The 14361-nt window shown below is 57.4% G+C and carries 12 protein-coding genes; 3 read left to right on the forward strand and 9 right to left on the reverse strand.

The window, feature by feature from the left end; translation table 11 throughout:
- Positions 1 to 23 precede the first annotated feature (23 nt).
- On the forward strand, positions 24 to 1058 hold the full coding sequence (locus GH656_RS14585) for a hypothetical protein (RefSeq protein ID WP_153076797.1): 1035 nt from the start codon (positions 24 to 26) through the stop codon (positions 1056 to 1058).
- Between the two features lie 194 nt (positions 1059 to 1252).
- On the opposite strand, the gene GH656_RS14590 is transcribed toward GH656_RS14585, so the two are convergent.
- On the reverse strand, positions 1253 to 2332 hold the full coding sequence (locus GH656_RS14590) for a porin (RefSeq protein WP_153076798.1): 1080 nt from the start codon (positions 2330 to 2332) through the stop codon (positions 1253 to 1255).
- A gap of 372 nt (positions 2333 to 2704) precedes the next feature.
- On the opposite strand from GH656_RS14590, the gene GH656_RS14595 reads away from it, so the two are divergent.
- Complete coding sequence (locus tag GH656_RS14595) at positions 2705 to 4291, forward strand: ABC transporter substrate-binding protein (RefSeq protein ID WP_153076799.1); 1587 nt, start codon at positions 2705 to 2707, stop codon at positions 4289 to 4291.
- 101 nt (positions 4292 to 4392) lie between these two features.
- Here GH656_RS14595 and GH656_RS14600 read toward each other — a convergent pair whose 3' ends face one another.
- The 4 genes from GH656_RS14600 to gtdA all read right to left on the reverse strand — a co-directional run bounded on the left by GH656_RS14600 (position 4393) and on the right by gtdA (position 7546).
- Complete coding sequence (locus GH656_RS14600) at positions 4393 to 4881, reverse strand: MarR family winged helix-turn-helix transcriptional regulator (protein WP_153076800.1); 489 nt, start codon at positions 4879 to 4881, stop codon at positions 4393 to 4395.
- 111 nt (positions 4882 to 4992) lie between these two features.
- A complete protein-coding gene (maiA, locus tag GH656_RS14605) occupies positions 4993 to 5640 on the reverse strand; it encodes a maleylacetoacetate isomerase (protein ID WP_153076801.1) in 648 nt (215 codons plus the stop codon).
- 71 nt (positions 5641 to 5711) lie between these two features.
- Positions 5712 to 6410 carry a fumarylacetoacetate hydrolase family protein gene (locus GH656_RS14610; RefSeq protein ID WP_153076802.1) on the reverse strand — a complete coding sequence of 233 codons (699 nt, stop codon included), beginning with the start codon at positions 6408 to 6410 and terminating at the stop codon, positions 5712 to 5714.
- Positions 6411 to 6493: 83 nt separating this feature from the next.
- Positions 6494 to 7546 (reverse strand): gentisate 1,2-dioxygenase, encoded by a 1053-nt coding sequence (gtdA, locus tag GH656_RS14615; RefSeq protein ID WP_153076803.1) that lies wholly within the window; start codon positions 7544 to 7546, stop codon positions 6494 to 6496.
- Positions 7547 to 7824: 278 nt separating this feature from the next.
- On the opposite strand from gtdA, the gene GH656_RS14620 reads away from it, so the two are divergent.
- Positions 7825 to 9096: a flavin-dependent oxidoreductase gene (locus GH656_RS14620; protein ID WP_153076804.1), complete on the forward strand. Its 1272-nt coding sequence runs from the start codon at positions 7825 to 7827 to the stop codon at positions 9094 to 9096.
- An 84-nt stretch (positions 9097 to 9180) separates the two neighbouring features.
- On the opposite strand, the gene GH656_RS14625 is transcribed toward GH656_RS14620, so the two are convergent.
- The 4 genes from GH656_RS14625 to GH656_RS14640 form a co-directional block, all read right to left on the reverse strand.
- A complete protein-coding gene (locus GH656_RS14625) occupies positions 9181 to 10314 on the reverse strand; it encodes a hypothetical protein (protein ID WP_153076805.1) in 1134 nt (377 codons plus the stop codon).
- A 357-nt stretch (positions 10315 to 10671) separates the two neighbouring features.
- Positions 10672 to 12183, reverse strand: a complete 1512-nt coding sequence (locus tag GH656_RS14630) for an OprD family outer membrane porin (protein WP_153076806.1) — start codon at positions 12181 to 12183, stop codon at positions 10672 to 10674.
- A gap of 154 nt (positions 12184 to 12337) precedes the next feature.
- Complete coding sequence (locus GH656_RS14635) at positions 12338 to 13336, reverse strand: oligopeptide/dipeptide ABC transporter ATP-binding protein (RefSeq protein WP_153076807.1); 999 nt, start codon at positions 13334 to 13336, stop codon at positions 12338 to 12340.
- Positions 13333 to 14361: an ABC transporter ATP-binding protein gene (locus GH656_RS14640; protein WP_153076808.1), complete on the reverse strand. Its 1029-nt coding sequence runs from the start codon at positions 14359 to 14361 to the stop codon at positions 13333 to 13335. The genes GH656_RS14635 and GH656_RS14640 overlap by 4 nt, the downstream gene beginning before the upstream one ends.

The raw sequence follows: 14361 nt of genomic DNA on the forward strand, positions 1-14361 counted from the left end.
TCCGCCTTATTTGGAGACATGAAATGAATAATTCTTCTCTTGAGTTTAGGGCAGCATGTACCCGAATGGGAGTGTCTTATGGAGGAGGTAACCCGGTCGGATCGGTGCTTGGAAAGAAGGTCCAGCAGGTTAATTCGGGTAATGGAAATGGAAATGGAAATGGAAATCCAGGTAATGGAATTAATTTGCGCAATATGGGTAAAGTAAGCCTGAATTCGGACCGGGTTAATAACGCGACTCAGAAAGGTGAAAATGTCACTGCAGGTGGCAGTAATTCTGAATCTGGCCCTGTAATGGTTTATGAGCAAAAGCAGGTTTGTCCGGAGAAAATTGATGGTGAATCTAACTCCAGAAGATCCGGATATTTAGACGATTACAAAAGCGAATTATCAAGATCACTAGACGATTTATATTTGAGCTCGCGAGACGATTTATATCCTGGCCAGCCGATGCAAAATGGTGCCAGCAGTAGCTGGACCCAGGTCCCCTCAGAGAAGCTTTTGGTTTCTGCCGAGCTCATGTTCGAGAAAGAGGCCATGAGCCCAGGTTCAATGCATCCAGCCTTTCCCGTTTTGCCGGGCGTGATGCAGAACAACGCCAAATTGGATCACGATTATTCAGACCTGTTTGAGGTGAAACCTCTGGCTGACGCAATGAGGCAAGGCAGTTTAGCAACGAGTTTTCTAGAGATACCGGTTGTCACGGTTACAGTGAATGAAAATCCCGTGCTGGATGAGAAAAAAGATGAGGCCAATGAGGCTAGGAGGGGGAGAAGCCCTAGTGCACCAAGCGTGCTGGTTACGTCTCCTGCAGTCACGTCCACTGCGGTTAAGTCTCCTGCAGTTACGCCTCCTGCAGTTACGCCTCCTGCAGTTACGCCTGAGATGCAGAACGTGCCACTGGATACCAACTCGCCTAACCTGAGCCAGGAGGCAACGGATTGCAGCCCGCAGCAATCGAGTTCCCCGCAGTTGTCAGTGCCGTCGTCTTCAAAGGAAAAACCGAAGTTTTTTTCCAAGTTGATAAGGTCTTTCTCGCTGAATAACTCACTTAAATAAATTTAGGGCGCGGGCACGTCACCGGCACATCACCACAACGAAAAAAAGCCGGCCAACATCGGCCGGCGTAATGCGTGAGGTGCCCCACTGCTGTCCGGCACCTCACGCTCCGCAATTCGAAACCAGAAAGAAACTGAATCTGCGCTAACACTCCCCGGCCAATGGCTCACCCACGCCGCTCGCCGGGGTTGTGCTTAAAACCGGTGACGCATGCCGATTCGCATCGCCAGCTGCTTGTTGGTGCTTGAGGTTGGCAACGTCAGCACCACCGCTTGCGTGCCATCACCGCTGGCTTGCTGGTAGTTCGCTTCCGCATAGACATCAGTGCGCTTCGAGAGCGAATAATCCAGGCCAATGGCAGTTTGCCCCCAGCGTGAATTTTCCAGCTTCGACCACGTATAGCCCGCACCCCCCACCAGCGCTGGCGTGAAGTGATACAGCAAGCTACCTTCGACAGACGTCAGCGTAGCGGCATTGCCGAGGTACGAGATCCGTGTGCCGGTGTAGTTCGCCATCAGGCCGAACTTGCCGAATGAATAGCTGCCACCTAGGCCCCATGTCTTCATGCTGTCGGCGACAAAAGCCGTACCGTTCAGCGGCTGGCCGAACAAACTGTTCACACCTAGGTCATTGGCCGGGTTAATACGGAAATTGTTGATGCCCGTATACGCCGCGCCCAGGCTTAACGGGCCTTGATCGAATGTCAGCCCGAAGCTCATTGCACTGTTCTTGCGGAAATCGCCCGCGACATTGCCAAAGCTATACATGCCGCCTGCGGTGAAACCGCCAAAACTCTTGCTGACGAACTTCACGGTGTTGTCGAGACGGTCGCCCGAGATGCGGTCATAGTCGCCCTGGTGGAAGGCATAGACCCCCGCGACATACGCTATCGAGTAATTGCCGATCACGTCACCCATGAAGTCGTACTGGTGACCCATCGTCAACGTACCAATCGAATTGGACAAACCGACATACGCCTGGCGGCCGAAGATGCCGCCGTTATTCATCGCACCGGTGCTGAGATTGAAGCCGCTCTCCAGCACGAATAGCGCTTTGAGATCGGCACCCAGATCTTCAGTGCCCTTGAAGCCCAGGCGGTTGCCTTGCTGGACACCGGTGTCGGTGAGCCATGCGGCGTGGCCGTTGCTGTTGTTGACGTAAGTCAGACCAGCATCGACGATCCCGTAGATCGTGACGCTGCTCTGGGCTTGCGCGGTCGCTGCAAAGACACACAACGATGCGGCGGCGAGGGGTGCCGCAAGGGACTTTCTCATTTCTTTGTCTCCATTCCGTGGATAGTCTGCGCCAGGTTTTAAAAGTGCTACAGGTATTTGCGGCGCGTCGTGCGCAGTGTTCGCGCGCCGCATGTATTCCACACAGTGCACCCCTCCATCCCGGTGCACCGTATGCCGGTTTCGCGTTCCCCTGAGATCTGTTTGAGCAACGCTTGACTTCGATTGAAGTGTATAACGATAATACAGTTATACAGAAATAAATTTATGTCTATTGCATAATGGTAAACACGCAAGCGCCCCCACAAGCAGCGTTTGCGTGATCCGCAACAGGTGTTTCAGGCGGGGGCCGCATGCGGCCCCCTTAATAAAGCGGAAGCTCTACGTGGGCTTGCGCACAGACAGGAGACGGAGATGGGAACAACCTTGCGGAGCTGGACCCGGCTGGCGGTAGCAGCTGGAGCGCTGGCTGCAGCATTGATGCAGCAACAGGCCGGTGCGGCTGAATTCAAATACGGCGTGAGCGCGGATGTGACGTCGCTTGATCCACAGTTCGCCAACTTGCCGGGTAACCGCAATGTCGCGCGCAATGTGTTCGAGCCGCTGATCGACATGTCGCCGGATGGCCGTTTGCAGCCGGGGCTGGCCGAATCATGGAAGCCGCTGGATGACAAAACGTGGGAGCTCAAGCTGCGGCACAACGTCAAGTTTCAGAGCGGGCAAGCTTTTACGGCTGACGACGTGATTTATTCGCTCGCGCGCCCAGATACGCTGACCAATTCGCCAGCCACGTTCGGCGTGTTCACCAAAGACATCATCAAGGTGCAAGCGGTTGATCCGTACACCGTGCGCTTGACCACGGCGCGGCCGCTGGCGGTGCTGCCGAATTACCTGTCGATGATCTTCATGCTGTCAAAGAAGGACACGCAAGGCTTGAAGAGTGAGGACTTCGAAACTGGTAAGGGTCTCGTCGGAACCGGGCCATACAAGTTCGCGCGCTTTCAGCGTGGCGACCGGGTGGAGCTGGTGCGCAACGACAGCTATTGGGGCAGCAAGCCTGCTTATGAAAAAGTCACGGTCCGCATCTTGCCGAACTCAGCGGCACGCGTAGCCGCGATGTTGTCGGGCGATGTCGATGCCGTGATCGACGTGCCGAGTGCTGATGTCGCGCGGATCAAGGCGGACAAAGACCTGAGCGTGTACACCAAGCCGAGCACGCTGATGGTGTTCTGGGTGATGAACCAGTTGAACGACAACGCGCCGTATGTGACTGATAACAACGGCAAACCATTGGGCAAGAATCCGTTCAAGGATGTGCGGGTACGTCAGGCGTTTTCGCTGGCGATTAATCGCCAGGTGCTGGTTGAGCGGGTGTTAAAGGGCCTTGGGGTAGCGACACAAAACAGCGTGCCGAGCACCGTTTTTGGCTACAACCCTGCGTTGCCGCCTGAGCCGTACAAGCCAGAGGAAGCGAAGAAATTGCTGGCCGCAGCCGGTTATCCCGAGTGCTTCTCCTTGACGCTGTTCGCGCCGAACGACCGTTACGTGAACGACTCGCAACTGGCGCAAGCGGTGGCGCAGATGCTGACCCGGGTTGGCTGCCGCACCAAGGTTGAAACCCAGCCGATGGGCACTTTCATCTCGCGGGTGAACCAGTTGCAGATGGGCTTTTTCATGATCGGCTGGGGTGCGGATGCGGGTGACATGGGCGTTCAGCTTGAGTCGTTATTCTCGAACCCGACCAACAACCCGTTCCGCAAGATCAACATCCAGACCTACGATTCACCGAACTTCTGGAAGCCGTTGAATGCGGGCCTGGCTACGGTCGATAACGCGAAACGTGAAGCGCTGTACCGTGAAACCTCGAAGGTGCTGCATGACGAAGTCGGGATTATTCCGACTCACCTGCAGGTTTCCACTTTTGCGGCGCGGGCCGGCATTCATGTCGTGCCACGGATTGATTCACAGATGTATGGCTTTGATGCTGCCCCGGCGAAGTAAGCTGCGGCCAGTTTCAGGCAGGTAAAAAACGGCGGGCAGTTCAATGGTTTTGAACTGCCCGCCGTTTTGCGTGCTGGGTGGTTGGCCGCTTATCTGAGCACTTACCCCAGCGTCACTCTGGTGTGCTCGTTGAAGTGCGAAACAAATTTGTCGAGCAGGCCCAGAAACTGTTCACGTTCCGCTTCATCGAACGGCGCGAGCAGCGTGGTTACCGAATTTTTCGCATAACGCTCGCATTGGCGTAGCGCTTGCCGTCCGGTTTCGGTTAGCGAGATTTCAACTTTGCGTTGATCGGTCACGCTTTTCGTTTTATCCAACCAGCCACGCTCGGCCAGAATTTTAACTACCAGCGCTGTGGTCGAACGGTCCAGACCAATCAGACGGGCAATGCCAACCTGCTCTAGCGGCTCTTCATGCAACAGGATATAGAGCACACCGTACTGACTGGGGGTGATATCGAGCTCCGCGCAGGCCTCGATAAAAAGGTTGGTTGAAATTTGATGGGCGCGCCGAATCATAAAACCTGGGCGCGTATACAAACGGTCAAGCGGGCTCAAACGTGGCTCGCGTGCAGCAGGATTTTTGGCCATGGCGAAAACGAAAGAGTGAGGGCGGCGCAGCGCCGTGAATCGGGTTTTGATGAGCGGGCGCCATTATCGCCTGGCGCGAGTGTTGCGCCAGGGCGGTGTACTACGTGCGTATTACGGCTGGGCGTCGGGCTGTTGCGCTGGTTCGGCCTGGCTAAACGCGGGCAGTTGCAGACATTGCTCGTTGATGCGCATCAGAGTTGGATACGCGCTCAAATCAACCTCGAAACGCTGGGCGTTGAATATCTGCGGCACCAGCGCGATATCAGCCAGCGTTGGCGTATCGCCATAGCAATAACGGCCCGTGGTGCGTGCGGTGGCCAGACGGGTTTCGAGCGCGCCAAAGCCGGTATGAATCCAGTGGTGGTACCACGCTTGACGCGCCTCAGCCGACAAGCCCGCTGGTCCGCTCAGGTAGTTCAGCACCCGCAGGTTATTCAGCGGATGAATTTCGCAGGCGATATCCAGCGCTAGTGCTCTGACACAGGCCCGCCCGAGCGCGTCGCCTGGCAGCAGCGGCGGAGTGGGGTAACGCTCATCCAGATACTCGATGATCGCCAGTGACTGATGTAACGACACCTCGCCGTTTTGCCATACCGGTACGAGTGCTTCCGGGCTGAGCGCACGGTAAGCCGGACCGAACTGTTCACCGCCATCACGTGACAGATGCACGGGCAGGTAATCAAAAGCCAGCCCTTTCAGATTGAGGGCAATGCGCACCCGGTACGAAGCCGAGCTGCGAAAGAAGTTATGGAGTTGCACAGGTTGTTCCCGGTGACCGGTGCCTCACGCATAGCGCACCGGTGGTTGCTTCAAGCGTTTGCCTCAAGCGTTTAAACCACGTCCACTAGCAGTTCACCAAGGCCGTCGATGCCGCCGCGTATCGTGTCGCCTTTCACCACTGCGCCTACGCCTTCCGGCGTGCCGGTATAGATCAGGTCACCCGGCACCAGCTCGAAATAGCGCGACAGGTACGCAATGGTTTCAGCTACCGACCAGATCAGTTGCGATACGTCTGCACGTTGCTTCGTTATGCCATTCACTTCCAGCCAGATCGCGCCCTGCTTGAGGTGCCCAGTTTGCTCTGCCCGATGCAGGGGGCCAATTGGCGCGGAATGATCGAAGGCTTTGCCGATATCCCACGGCCGGCCCATCTTGCGCATTTCCATTTGCAGGTCGCGCCGTGTCATGTCGAGCCCAAGTGCATAGCCAAAGACGTGCTCCAGCGCCTCTGTTTCCGCGATGTCGCGCCCGCCTTTGCCAATCGCGGCCACCAGCTCCATTTCGTAATGGCAGTTTTCGGTTTGCGTGGGGTAGGGGAACTGGCCGGTGGTGCCCGGCGCGACATACACGATCGCGTCAGTTGGCTTGCAAAAGAAAAACGGCGGTTCGCGTTCTGGATCGAAACCCATTTCACGCGCATGGGCGGCGTAGTTCCGGCCTACGCAGTAAATCCGGCGCACGGGAAACGCATCGTCTGAACCCGCGACGGGGACCGTGACCACAGGGGCTGCCTGAAAAACCAGAGTCATTGAAAGTGCTCCATTAAATGTGTGAGTAGCAAAAGTAGCTAACTTGGCGCAGATAGTGCAGATGATGCAGGTGGTGCGCTACGTTAAGCGTCGAGTTTTTCTTCGCGCAGGATATTCAGCGCGCTTTGCACCGGGCGATCCGAAAAGCTGAATAGCACGGCATCTTCATCGGCATGCAGCGTGAAGCTTTTCCATGACGGCACGACGAAGTGATCTTTCGGGCCAAACACAAAACGTTGACCGTCAACCACGACGCAACCGCGTCCTTCGACCACTGAAAACACACTGCCGTCAGTGCTGCGATACGGCTTGCCCGTGAAGCCCGCTGGCAGAAACTGCATGAACGTGGCGAGCGTAGGCATTGGCCAGCCGCCGGTAACGGGATTGACATAGCGCAGCTTCACGCCGTGCCATGCGTCTGTTTCGCCGTCGCGGTATAGCCGGTCAAGAACCTCGCGGGTGCGCGCATACGGGTAGTTGAAGATCGGCGAGGTGGGTGAGCCAGGGGTGTAATCCACCGGCAGCAGGTTGTGGCCATAACGGGCCAGCGCATTGCCTTCGGGACGAGAGACTTGCTGTGAGCGCGCCGCGCTTTTTTCTTCGAAGCCCGCGTCGAAGAAACGGATCATCGGGATATCGAGGCCATCAAGCCACACCACCGGCTCACTGTGGCCATCCAGCCCGTCATTGCCGTGATCGTGCCAGGTCCAGCCTGGCGTGATGACGAAATCGCCGGGGAACATCGTGGTGCGTTCGCCATCCACTGCGGTATACGCCCCACGGCCATGCACGATAAAGCGCAGCGCGGATTGCACATGACGATGCGCGGGCGCGACCTCGCCAGGCAAGATCAATTGCAGCCCCGCGTAGAGCGATTGCGTGATGCTGGATTGCCCAGGCAGGGCCGGGTTTTCCAGCACGAGCACACGCCGCACCGCTTCTTCGGCGGTAATTAGCGTGCCTGCCTGCTCGATATACGGCAGCACGTCCTGCCAGCGCCACAGCGCCGGAACGCACGGACCATTCGGCGTGTGAGGCACCAGGGTGCTGAGCGACTCCCAGAGCGGCGTCATGCTGAGCGCGCGAATCTGCTCATAGAACGCTTGCCGGGCAGAGCCGGTGGGGCGGGTGGTCATGCTGTCTCCTTCATGGTGGGTTTGGTTCTGTGCCGCGCAGTGGCAGTCGCTACACCATTCTTTCTGTAAATACGCAGACGTCTGCCGAAAATAGTGAATCTCGCCCTGGCTGTCAAATGAATTTTTTGCGCTGCATGCCGCGCTTGACGAACGGATTTGTGCTCACTATATTTCGCTGCATATTCAACAGACGTCTGCGTATTTTTTGAGGCGGCGTCGCAAGAGCCTGAATTCAGGCAATACCGGCGCGGCGCACGTGCCCTACAAGGAGGAGACAGATGCAACACAGCAACGAAGTCATCATCGTTGGCGCAGGGATTGGCGGCTTGACGCTAGCGCTGACGCTGCATAAAGCGGGTATCGCGTGCCGGATATTCGAAGCGGCACCGGAGATCAAGCCATTAGGCGTGGGCATCAACCTGTTGCCGCATGCCACCAGTGTGCTGGCAGAGCTGGGCTTGATCGACGCGTTGGCTGCGGTTGCGGTGACAACGCAAGAGTCAGCATTCTTCAATCGTCACGGCCAACTGATTTATCGGGAGCCCGCAGGGCGTTTTGCCGGATACGAGCAACCGCAATTTTCGATTCACCGGGGCGATCTGCAAACGGTGCTGCTGAATGCGGTGCTTGAGCGCCTGGGAGCCGACCGGGTGCTGACTGATCGCCGCTGCCTGGGTGCGACAGCGAACGGCCAGGGCGTGAGCGTTGAATTTGCCGATCGCACCGGAGTGAGCTATCGCGTGGATGGTGCAGCGCTGGTCGCTTGCGATGGTGTGCATTCGGTGATCCGCAAGCAGTTCTATCCCGACGAAGGTGCGCCACGTTATTCCGGCGTCAACATGTGGCGCGGCACGATCAAGGCACCGCCGTTTCTGACTGGTGCCAGCATGGTGCGCGCCGGGTGGCTGACGCACGGCAAGATGGTGATCTATCCGATCCGGAACAACGTCGATGACGCAGGCAATCAGCTAGTGAACTGGGTGGCGGAAATAGAAGCGCCGCAACCTGCTAAGCGCGACTGGAATGGCGCTGGACGTCTGGCCGATTTTTTCCCGGCGTTCGCGGATTGGCATTTCGACTGGCTCGATGTCGCAGCGATGATCGAATCGAGTGAAGCCATTTATGAATATCCGATGGTCGATCAAGACCCGTTGCCGCGCTGGACTTTCGGCCGCATCACGCTGCTAGGCGATGCGGCGCACCCCATGGTGCCGCGTGGCTCGAACGGCGCGGGGCAGGCGATTCTGGATGCGCAGTATCTGGCGCAACGCTGCGCCGAACTGGGTGTGAGTGAGGCTGCGCTGATGGCATACGACCACGCGCGGGTGAAAGCAACCGGTGACGTGGTGCTGATGAATCGCAAGGCCCCCCCGGACCGGATCTTGCAAGTGATCTATGAACGCACCCAGGGCGAGCGTTTCGAGCGCATCGAAGATGTGGCGAGTGCCGCTGAGTTAAGCGAGATTGCGAACCAGTACAAACGGGTGGCGGGATTTCATCTGGATGATTTGAAGAACCGTGGCACGGCTGAGAGCGGCGCGGCTGTTTAAGTGCTGTTTTAAGCGCTGGCTTGCTGCATGGGGAGGGTGTTACGGCACGCTTCCCGATGCGGATGCGTTGGCCGGACCTGCGTTTTATCCGGGAGGTAAGGAAGGGGAGGCAGACGAAGGTGAAAGACGCAAGTCGGGGTCAAACGCCCCCTGATTGATTACGCAGCCACGCGCTGCGATGGAACGCAATGTAGCCATCATCGAGAGACTCATCCAGGTATGCAGTGCGGGCGGCCTGGCGGGATCTGACGCAGATGAAAATTCGAAATCGAGCTGTTTCAGATTTTTATTTTTCTGCAGCGCCTTGAGATGAGCCATTTCTACATTGGAAGCACTCAGCGTGATGCGCTCAGCTGCTGGAAAGCAGAGAAGGAGATAGGCACGGCTATCACAGGTGTTTCTGATTTCAAGCTCTTTGACGCTTGAGCATAAATGCTCGGGGGCTGGCGCAGTCTGGGCGGTTTTGTGCATCACGCATTGCGTCAGAGAGATTTTTTTTAAGGATTTAAATTTGGTATTCGAAATGTATTGATCCCAAGTGTCAGGGGAAAAAATACTTGCCTCAAAAGATAGCGCCAAAAGCTTTTCATGGCAGAGGTTAGAGGTTAAAAATTCAGCCACTGGAATCGTTTCATCCTGTTTAACCATATCAAATAGGGTTTTTAGCGTGACTTTCAGCTTTAATTTGATTCCATCGACTGTGGTACTCGCCTGATTTTTGAAAAAAGTGAGCAGCGTAGTGATTTCATGAGGTTTAAGTAAAGTCAGATCGACTGCGATTTTTTTCAATGTCTGTTGCGGTACCGGGCTAGAAAAAAGCGCAGCAACATGTTGTGCATAAATTTCGGGTTCGAGGTTAAGTTCAGATAAATAGCGGAGATGACGGGCGCAATCCTGATAGTCAGGTTTAAAGCGGATATTGCGGATAATTTCGGCCTGCGTGAGTGGCAGGCTTTTTGGTTTGATGGAGTCTATGATTTCGGCCGGGAGCTGATTCCATAGTTCAGCGACCATCTCTGTAGAGGGATCGCTGCGGCGTGTCATGCTGCTGTCTACCTGGACCGGGCCTTTCAGGCGCAGTGGACGCTGCCGGAATAACAGCCAGGTAATCGTCTTGATGGCTCTTGATTGCAGGTTCTTCAGGCCGCTGGCTGAAGCAGATAAATGTCGCACAGAGTGCTGTGAGGTGCTTTGGGGAGGGATCGGGCTGGCTGGCATTGATTGACTCCGATAAGTGCCGGTCAAGTATGCGTCATGTTGTGCCGGGGGTCAGGGCTGCCAGTCTAGCAGCATGACTGATGCAATACGCGAGCGTACGTTAGCAGCTATTGGGCAGAATATGCCAGCAGCGGAAATAATTGCGGAATGAAGCGTTGCCAGTAGATTAAAAAGCGCAATTAAATGGTCATGGTTTGAGCGGCACTGAGTCAAAAATTGGCTAATAAATTGAATGAAAAATAGCGACACCGGATAGGGGTAATGCAATGCCCCACACCCGTTGCCGCTATCTGCTGGCTTGCCAGTTCGTCAGTTGCGCATGGCGGCGCTCAATCGTAGCCATGTGCAACTGATTCATTAAAAAACCTTCATCGGCAGATTGACCACCAGCCGGTATTCCATGTTGTTGCTGTCGGAATAGTGAGCCTGGCCGACATGCCACATCGCCATGAAGGTGATCTTCGTATCCTTGAAACGGCCGCTTTGCAGCGTATAGCTCGGGACAAAGCCAATTTCGTGGTGACGGCCGTGCACCGGTTCGCCATTCTTCCAGTACAGGTCATGCAACGGGCTGGAGGCCGAGGCATTTGCCGCGGCCCCTGCTGAAGCATCCGCATCCCATCCCATCACGCCCCACAGCATCGCGCGCAAACCTGGTACGCCGAGATAGCTGCCGTCCAGCGTGTAGCGCAATTGCAATGAGCGTTCATGCGGCGCGTTGTAATCAACGTCCATGGAGTTGCTCAGATAGATGCCGTTGGTTTCATTCACGTAATCAAAAAACTGGTCACCCAGCACTTGCTGGTAACCAAGCAACAAACCGCTTGCGCCATGTTGCGCGGAGAGCGTCAGGCTATAGGCGTTGTTGTTGATATGCCCCTGACGGGCTGCGCCGGTGTCGTGGGTGGAATAGACGTTGGCCATGCCGCTCCATTTCACCGTGCGCGGGTCGCCAATCGAGTGCGATACCGAGGCGTAGTACTGACGCCAGATATCGTCGGCCTGGTCGGCGTAGAGCGACAGCGTGCCGCTGGGGGCGTAGTCCCAACTGCCGCCAAAGTAGCTCAGGCGGCTGAACTTCACTCCGCCATACGAGGTGGAGAGTGAGCTCAGATTAGTGTGGCCACGTGCGTCGACTTTGGTAAAGCTGCCAGCTTCCAGCGACATGTCCTTCACATCCTTGCTCACCAGCGAAGCACCGAGGAAGGTGGGGGGCAACGCGCGGTTGTCGTGCGGATCAAGAAAGGGATTCGACACGATTTGCAAACCGTACTTCAACACCGTTTCGGAAATACGGCCCTTGATGTCGTACATCCCAGGGTAGGCCCAGGCCAGCTGGTTTTGCCCATCGCCGTCTTTGCCGACATGCACCATGTTGCCAGCCCCTTTGCCGCCGTCCAGCTTGAGCGCAGCGAAGAGCGAGGCATCGAAGCCAAAGCCGATCAACCCTTGGGTATAGCCGGATTCATAGTTAGCCTGAACACCTTGTATCCACGCATGACGATGGCTTGAATTGCTCACCTCCATGTAATCCGAATAGTTGCGCCATAGCAGGTTGAGGTGGCTATCGCCGATCAGGCCTTGGCTCTTCGCCTGGCTCGATAGTGTTGGCTCGGGCAGGTTGACGCGATTTTTTTCGACTTTGATAAGCGGGCTATTCATGTCCGGCATGCCCGCCGCAACGGAGGTGGCCGGTGCGCCGGGGTTTGCCTGCGCCAGCTGCGTCAACGGTGCCGGGTTGGGCGGCGCGGGGGGCTCGTCAGCCAGCGCAGCGGTGGCGGCGGTGGCGACGACGGTGGCAACCATGGGCCGGCCCAATGCCAGCCATAGAACGTTTTGTGCTCCTGATGTATGTCCTTGGTGTCTCATGAAGGTCTCGTTTTTGATGTCGATGAATCTGCTGGCTGGTGCTGGGCCAGCCAACGTTATGCCGCAGGCTGCATTGCAGTGGGTGGCTGCCACGCGGCGCACGGCGTTTCCTGAGTACGGCATAGGGTCTGGATGGAGCCCGGCGTGTGGGTTGCTAAAGGGCGTTCGCGCCAGCCCGCAGGCACGCCACCTGGGATGCATGAGCCCCGTGACGGATGAGCGCGGGTTGCTCATTGGCGCACGCAGCAAGCGCATCGGGGCAGCGTGTGCGAAAGGCACAGCCCGATGGCGGATTGAGTGGCGATGGGATGTCGCCGCGCAGCAGCAGGCGCTCGCGGCTGCGCTCCAGCACCGGGTCGGGCACCGGTGCTGCCGCCAGTAGCCCACGGGTGTACGGATGTTGCGGGGTGCTGTACACCTCGTGACGGTTGCCGAACTCCATCACGCGGCCGAGGTACATCACCAGCACGCGCTGGCTGATGGCTTTCACCACGGCGAGGTCGTGCGCGACGAAGAGCAGTGAGAGCGACAGCTCGCGTTGCAGGTCGCGCAGCAGGTTGACGATCTGCGCCTGGATCGACACATCGAGCGCTGAGACGGGTTCATCGCAGATGACTAATTGCGGCGCACCGATCAAGGCCCGGGCGATGCCGACGCGCTGACATTGCCCACCTGAAAATTCATGCGGATAGCGCCGCAGATGCTGCGCGCTCAAGCCCACGCGTTCGAGCATGGTGCGCACACGGCTGCGTACTTCATGGCGTCCCACTTCAGGCTGATGCGTGCGCAAAGGTTCGGCCACGATCTGCTCGATGGTCATGCGTGGATCGAGTGAGGCGAGCGGGTCCTGAAAAATCATTTGCACGTCGCGCCGTAATTGGCGCAGTTCGCGTTTTGCACCTTGCACGGTGTCCTCGCCCAGCCAGCGCACGTGGCCGCTGGCGACGGGTGTGAGACCGATGATGGCGCGCGCGAGCGTGGATTTGCCGCAACCCGATTCACCAACTAGGCCGACTGTTTCGCCGCGTTTGATGTCGAAGGACACTCCATCGACTGCATGCAGCAGGCTGCTGCCGGACCATGGAAGACTGCCGCGTTTGATCTTGAACTGGACGTGCAGATCGCTGACGCACAGCAAGGCTGGGGTGCTCATGGACGTAATTCCTGGAGTTCGTTCAGCGGCCGGTGGCAGGCACGTAGCGCGGGAGTTAGAGCGGTAAATGAGGAGGCCAGCGGAGAAGCCAGGGAGTTAAGCGGCGCGAGTGACGGACGGGCGGTGCGGCAATACGCAACTGCGCTGGCGCAGCGCGGGGCAAAGGCGCAGCCGTCGCCGCTTTCACCGGGCAGCGGCGGATTGCCCGGAATCGTGCGCAGTGGCGTGTCGTCATCGGGATCAGTCAGGCGCGGCAACGCATTGAGCAAGCCCATCGTGTACGGATGGCTTGGACGGCTGAAGAGTGTGCGTGCATCGGCTTGTTCAACGGTCTGCCCGGCGTACATCACCATCACCTCGTCACACAGGCCTGCGACGACGCCCATGTCATGCGTAATCAGAATGATCGCGGTGCCGCAGGTCTGGTTCAGTTCGCGCAGCAGCTCGATGATTTGCGCTTGCACGGTGACGTCAAGCGCGGTGGTGGGTTCATCGGCAATCAGGATGTCGGGCTTTGACAGCAGCGCCATCGCAATCATCACGCGCTGGCGCATGCCGCCAGAAAACTCATGTGGATACATGCCAATACGGCGCGTGGCATCCGGAATCCGCACGTGCTCAAGGGCTTCGATGGCACGGCGGCGTGCTTCGCGGCGGGAGACGCGCGCGTGCAGTTGCAACGCTTCGGTCATTTGCCGCTCGATAGTGAGGAACGGATTGAGCGAGGTCATCGGATCCTGGAACACCATGCCAATCCGGTTGCCGCGAATCTGGTTGAGCCCAGCTTCGCCGAGCGTCAGCAGATTCTGGCCAGCGTAGTACGCCTCGCCGGTGGCTGTGCCATTGCCCGCGAGCAGCCCCAGTAGCGCCATGACCGTCTGGCTCTTGCCCGAGCCGGATTCGCCGACGATGCCGAGCGTCTGGCCAGGTTCGAGGGCGAACGACACGCGCTGGACTGCTGCAACGCTGAGCCCTTCACGGCGGGTAAAACGCACGCTCAGATCTTTGACTTCGAGTAATGGCAT

This window comes from Paraburkholderia bonniea, assembly GCF_009455625.1.
Lineage (GTDB): Bacteria > Pseudomonadota > Gammaproteobacteria > Burkholderiales > Burkholderiaceae > Paraburkholderia > Paraburkholderia bonniea.

Excerpts from the sequence above, each read along its gene's own strand:
- GH656_RS14585 (WP_153076797.1), top strand. The coding sequence starts at position 24 with ATGAATAATTCTTCTCTTGAGTTTAGGGCAGCATGTACCCGAATGGGA.
- GH656_RS14590 (WP_153076798.1), bottom strand. The coding sequence starts at position 2,332 with ATGAGAAAGTCCCTTGCGGCACCCCTCGCCGCCGCATCGTTGTGTGTC.
- GH656_RS14595 (WP_153076799.1), top strand. The coding sequence starts at position 2,705 with ATGGGAACAACCTTGCGGAGCTGGACCCGGCTGGCGGTAGCAGCTGGA.
- GH656_RS14600 (WP_153076800.1), bottom strand. The coding sequence starts at position 4,881 with ATGGCCAAAAATCCTGCTGCACGCGAGCCACGTTTGAGCCCGCTTGAC.
- GH656_RS14610 (WP_153076802.1), bottom strand. The coding sequence starts at position 6,410 with ATGACTCTGGTTTTTCAGGCAGCCCCTGTGGTCACGGTCCCCGTCGCG.
- gtdA (WP_153076803.1), bottom strand. The coding sequence starts at position 7,546 with ATGACCACCCGCCCCACCGGCTCTGCCCGGCAAGCGTTCTATGAGCAG.
- GH656_RS14620 (WP_153076804.1), top strand. The coding sequence starts at position 7,825 with ATGCAACACAGCAACGAAGTCATCATCGTTGGCGCAGGGATTGGCGGC.
- GH656_RS14625 (WP_153076805.1), bottom strand. The coding sequence starts at position 10,314 with ATGCCAGCCAGCCCGATCCCTCCCCAAAGCACCTCACAGCACTCTGTG.
- GH656_RS14630 (WP_153076806.1), bottom strand. The coding sequence starts at position 12,183 with ATGAGACACCAAGGACATACATCAGGAGCACAAAACGTTCTATGGCTG.
- GH656_RS14635 (WP_153076807.1), bottom strand. The coding sequence starts at position 13,336 with ATGAGCACCCCAGCCTTGCTGTGCGTCAGCGATCTGCACGTCCAGTTC.
- GH656_RS14640 (WP_153076808.1), bottom strand. The coding sequence starts at position 14,361 with ATGCCATTACTCGAAGTCAAAGATCTGAGCGTGCGTTTTACCCGCCGT.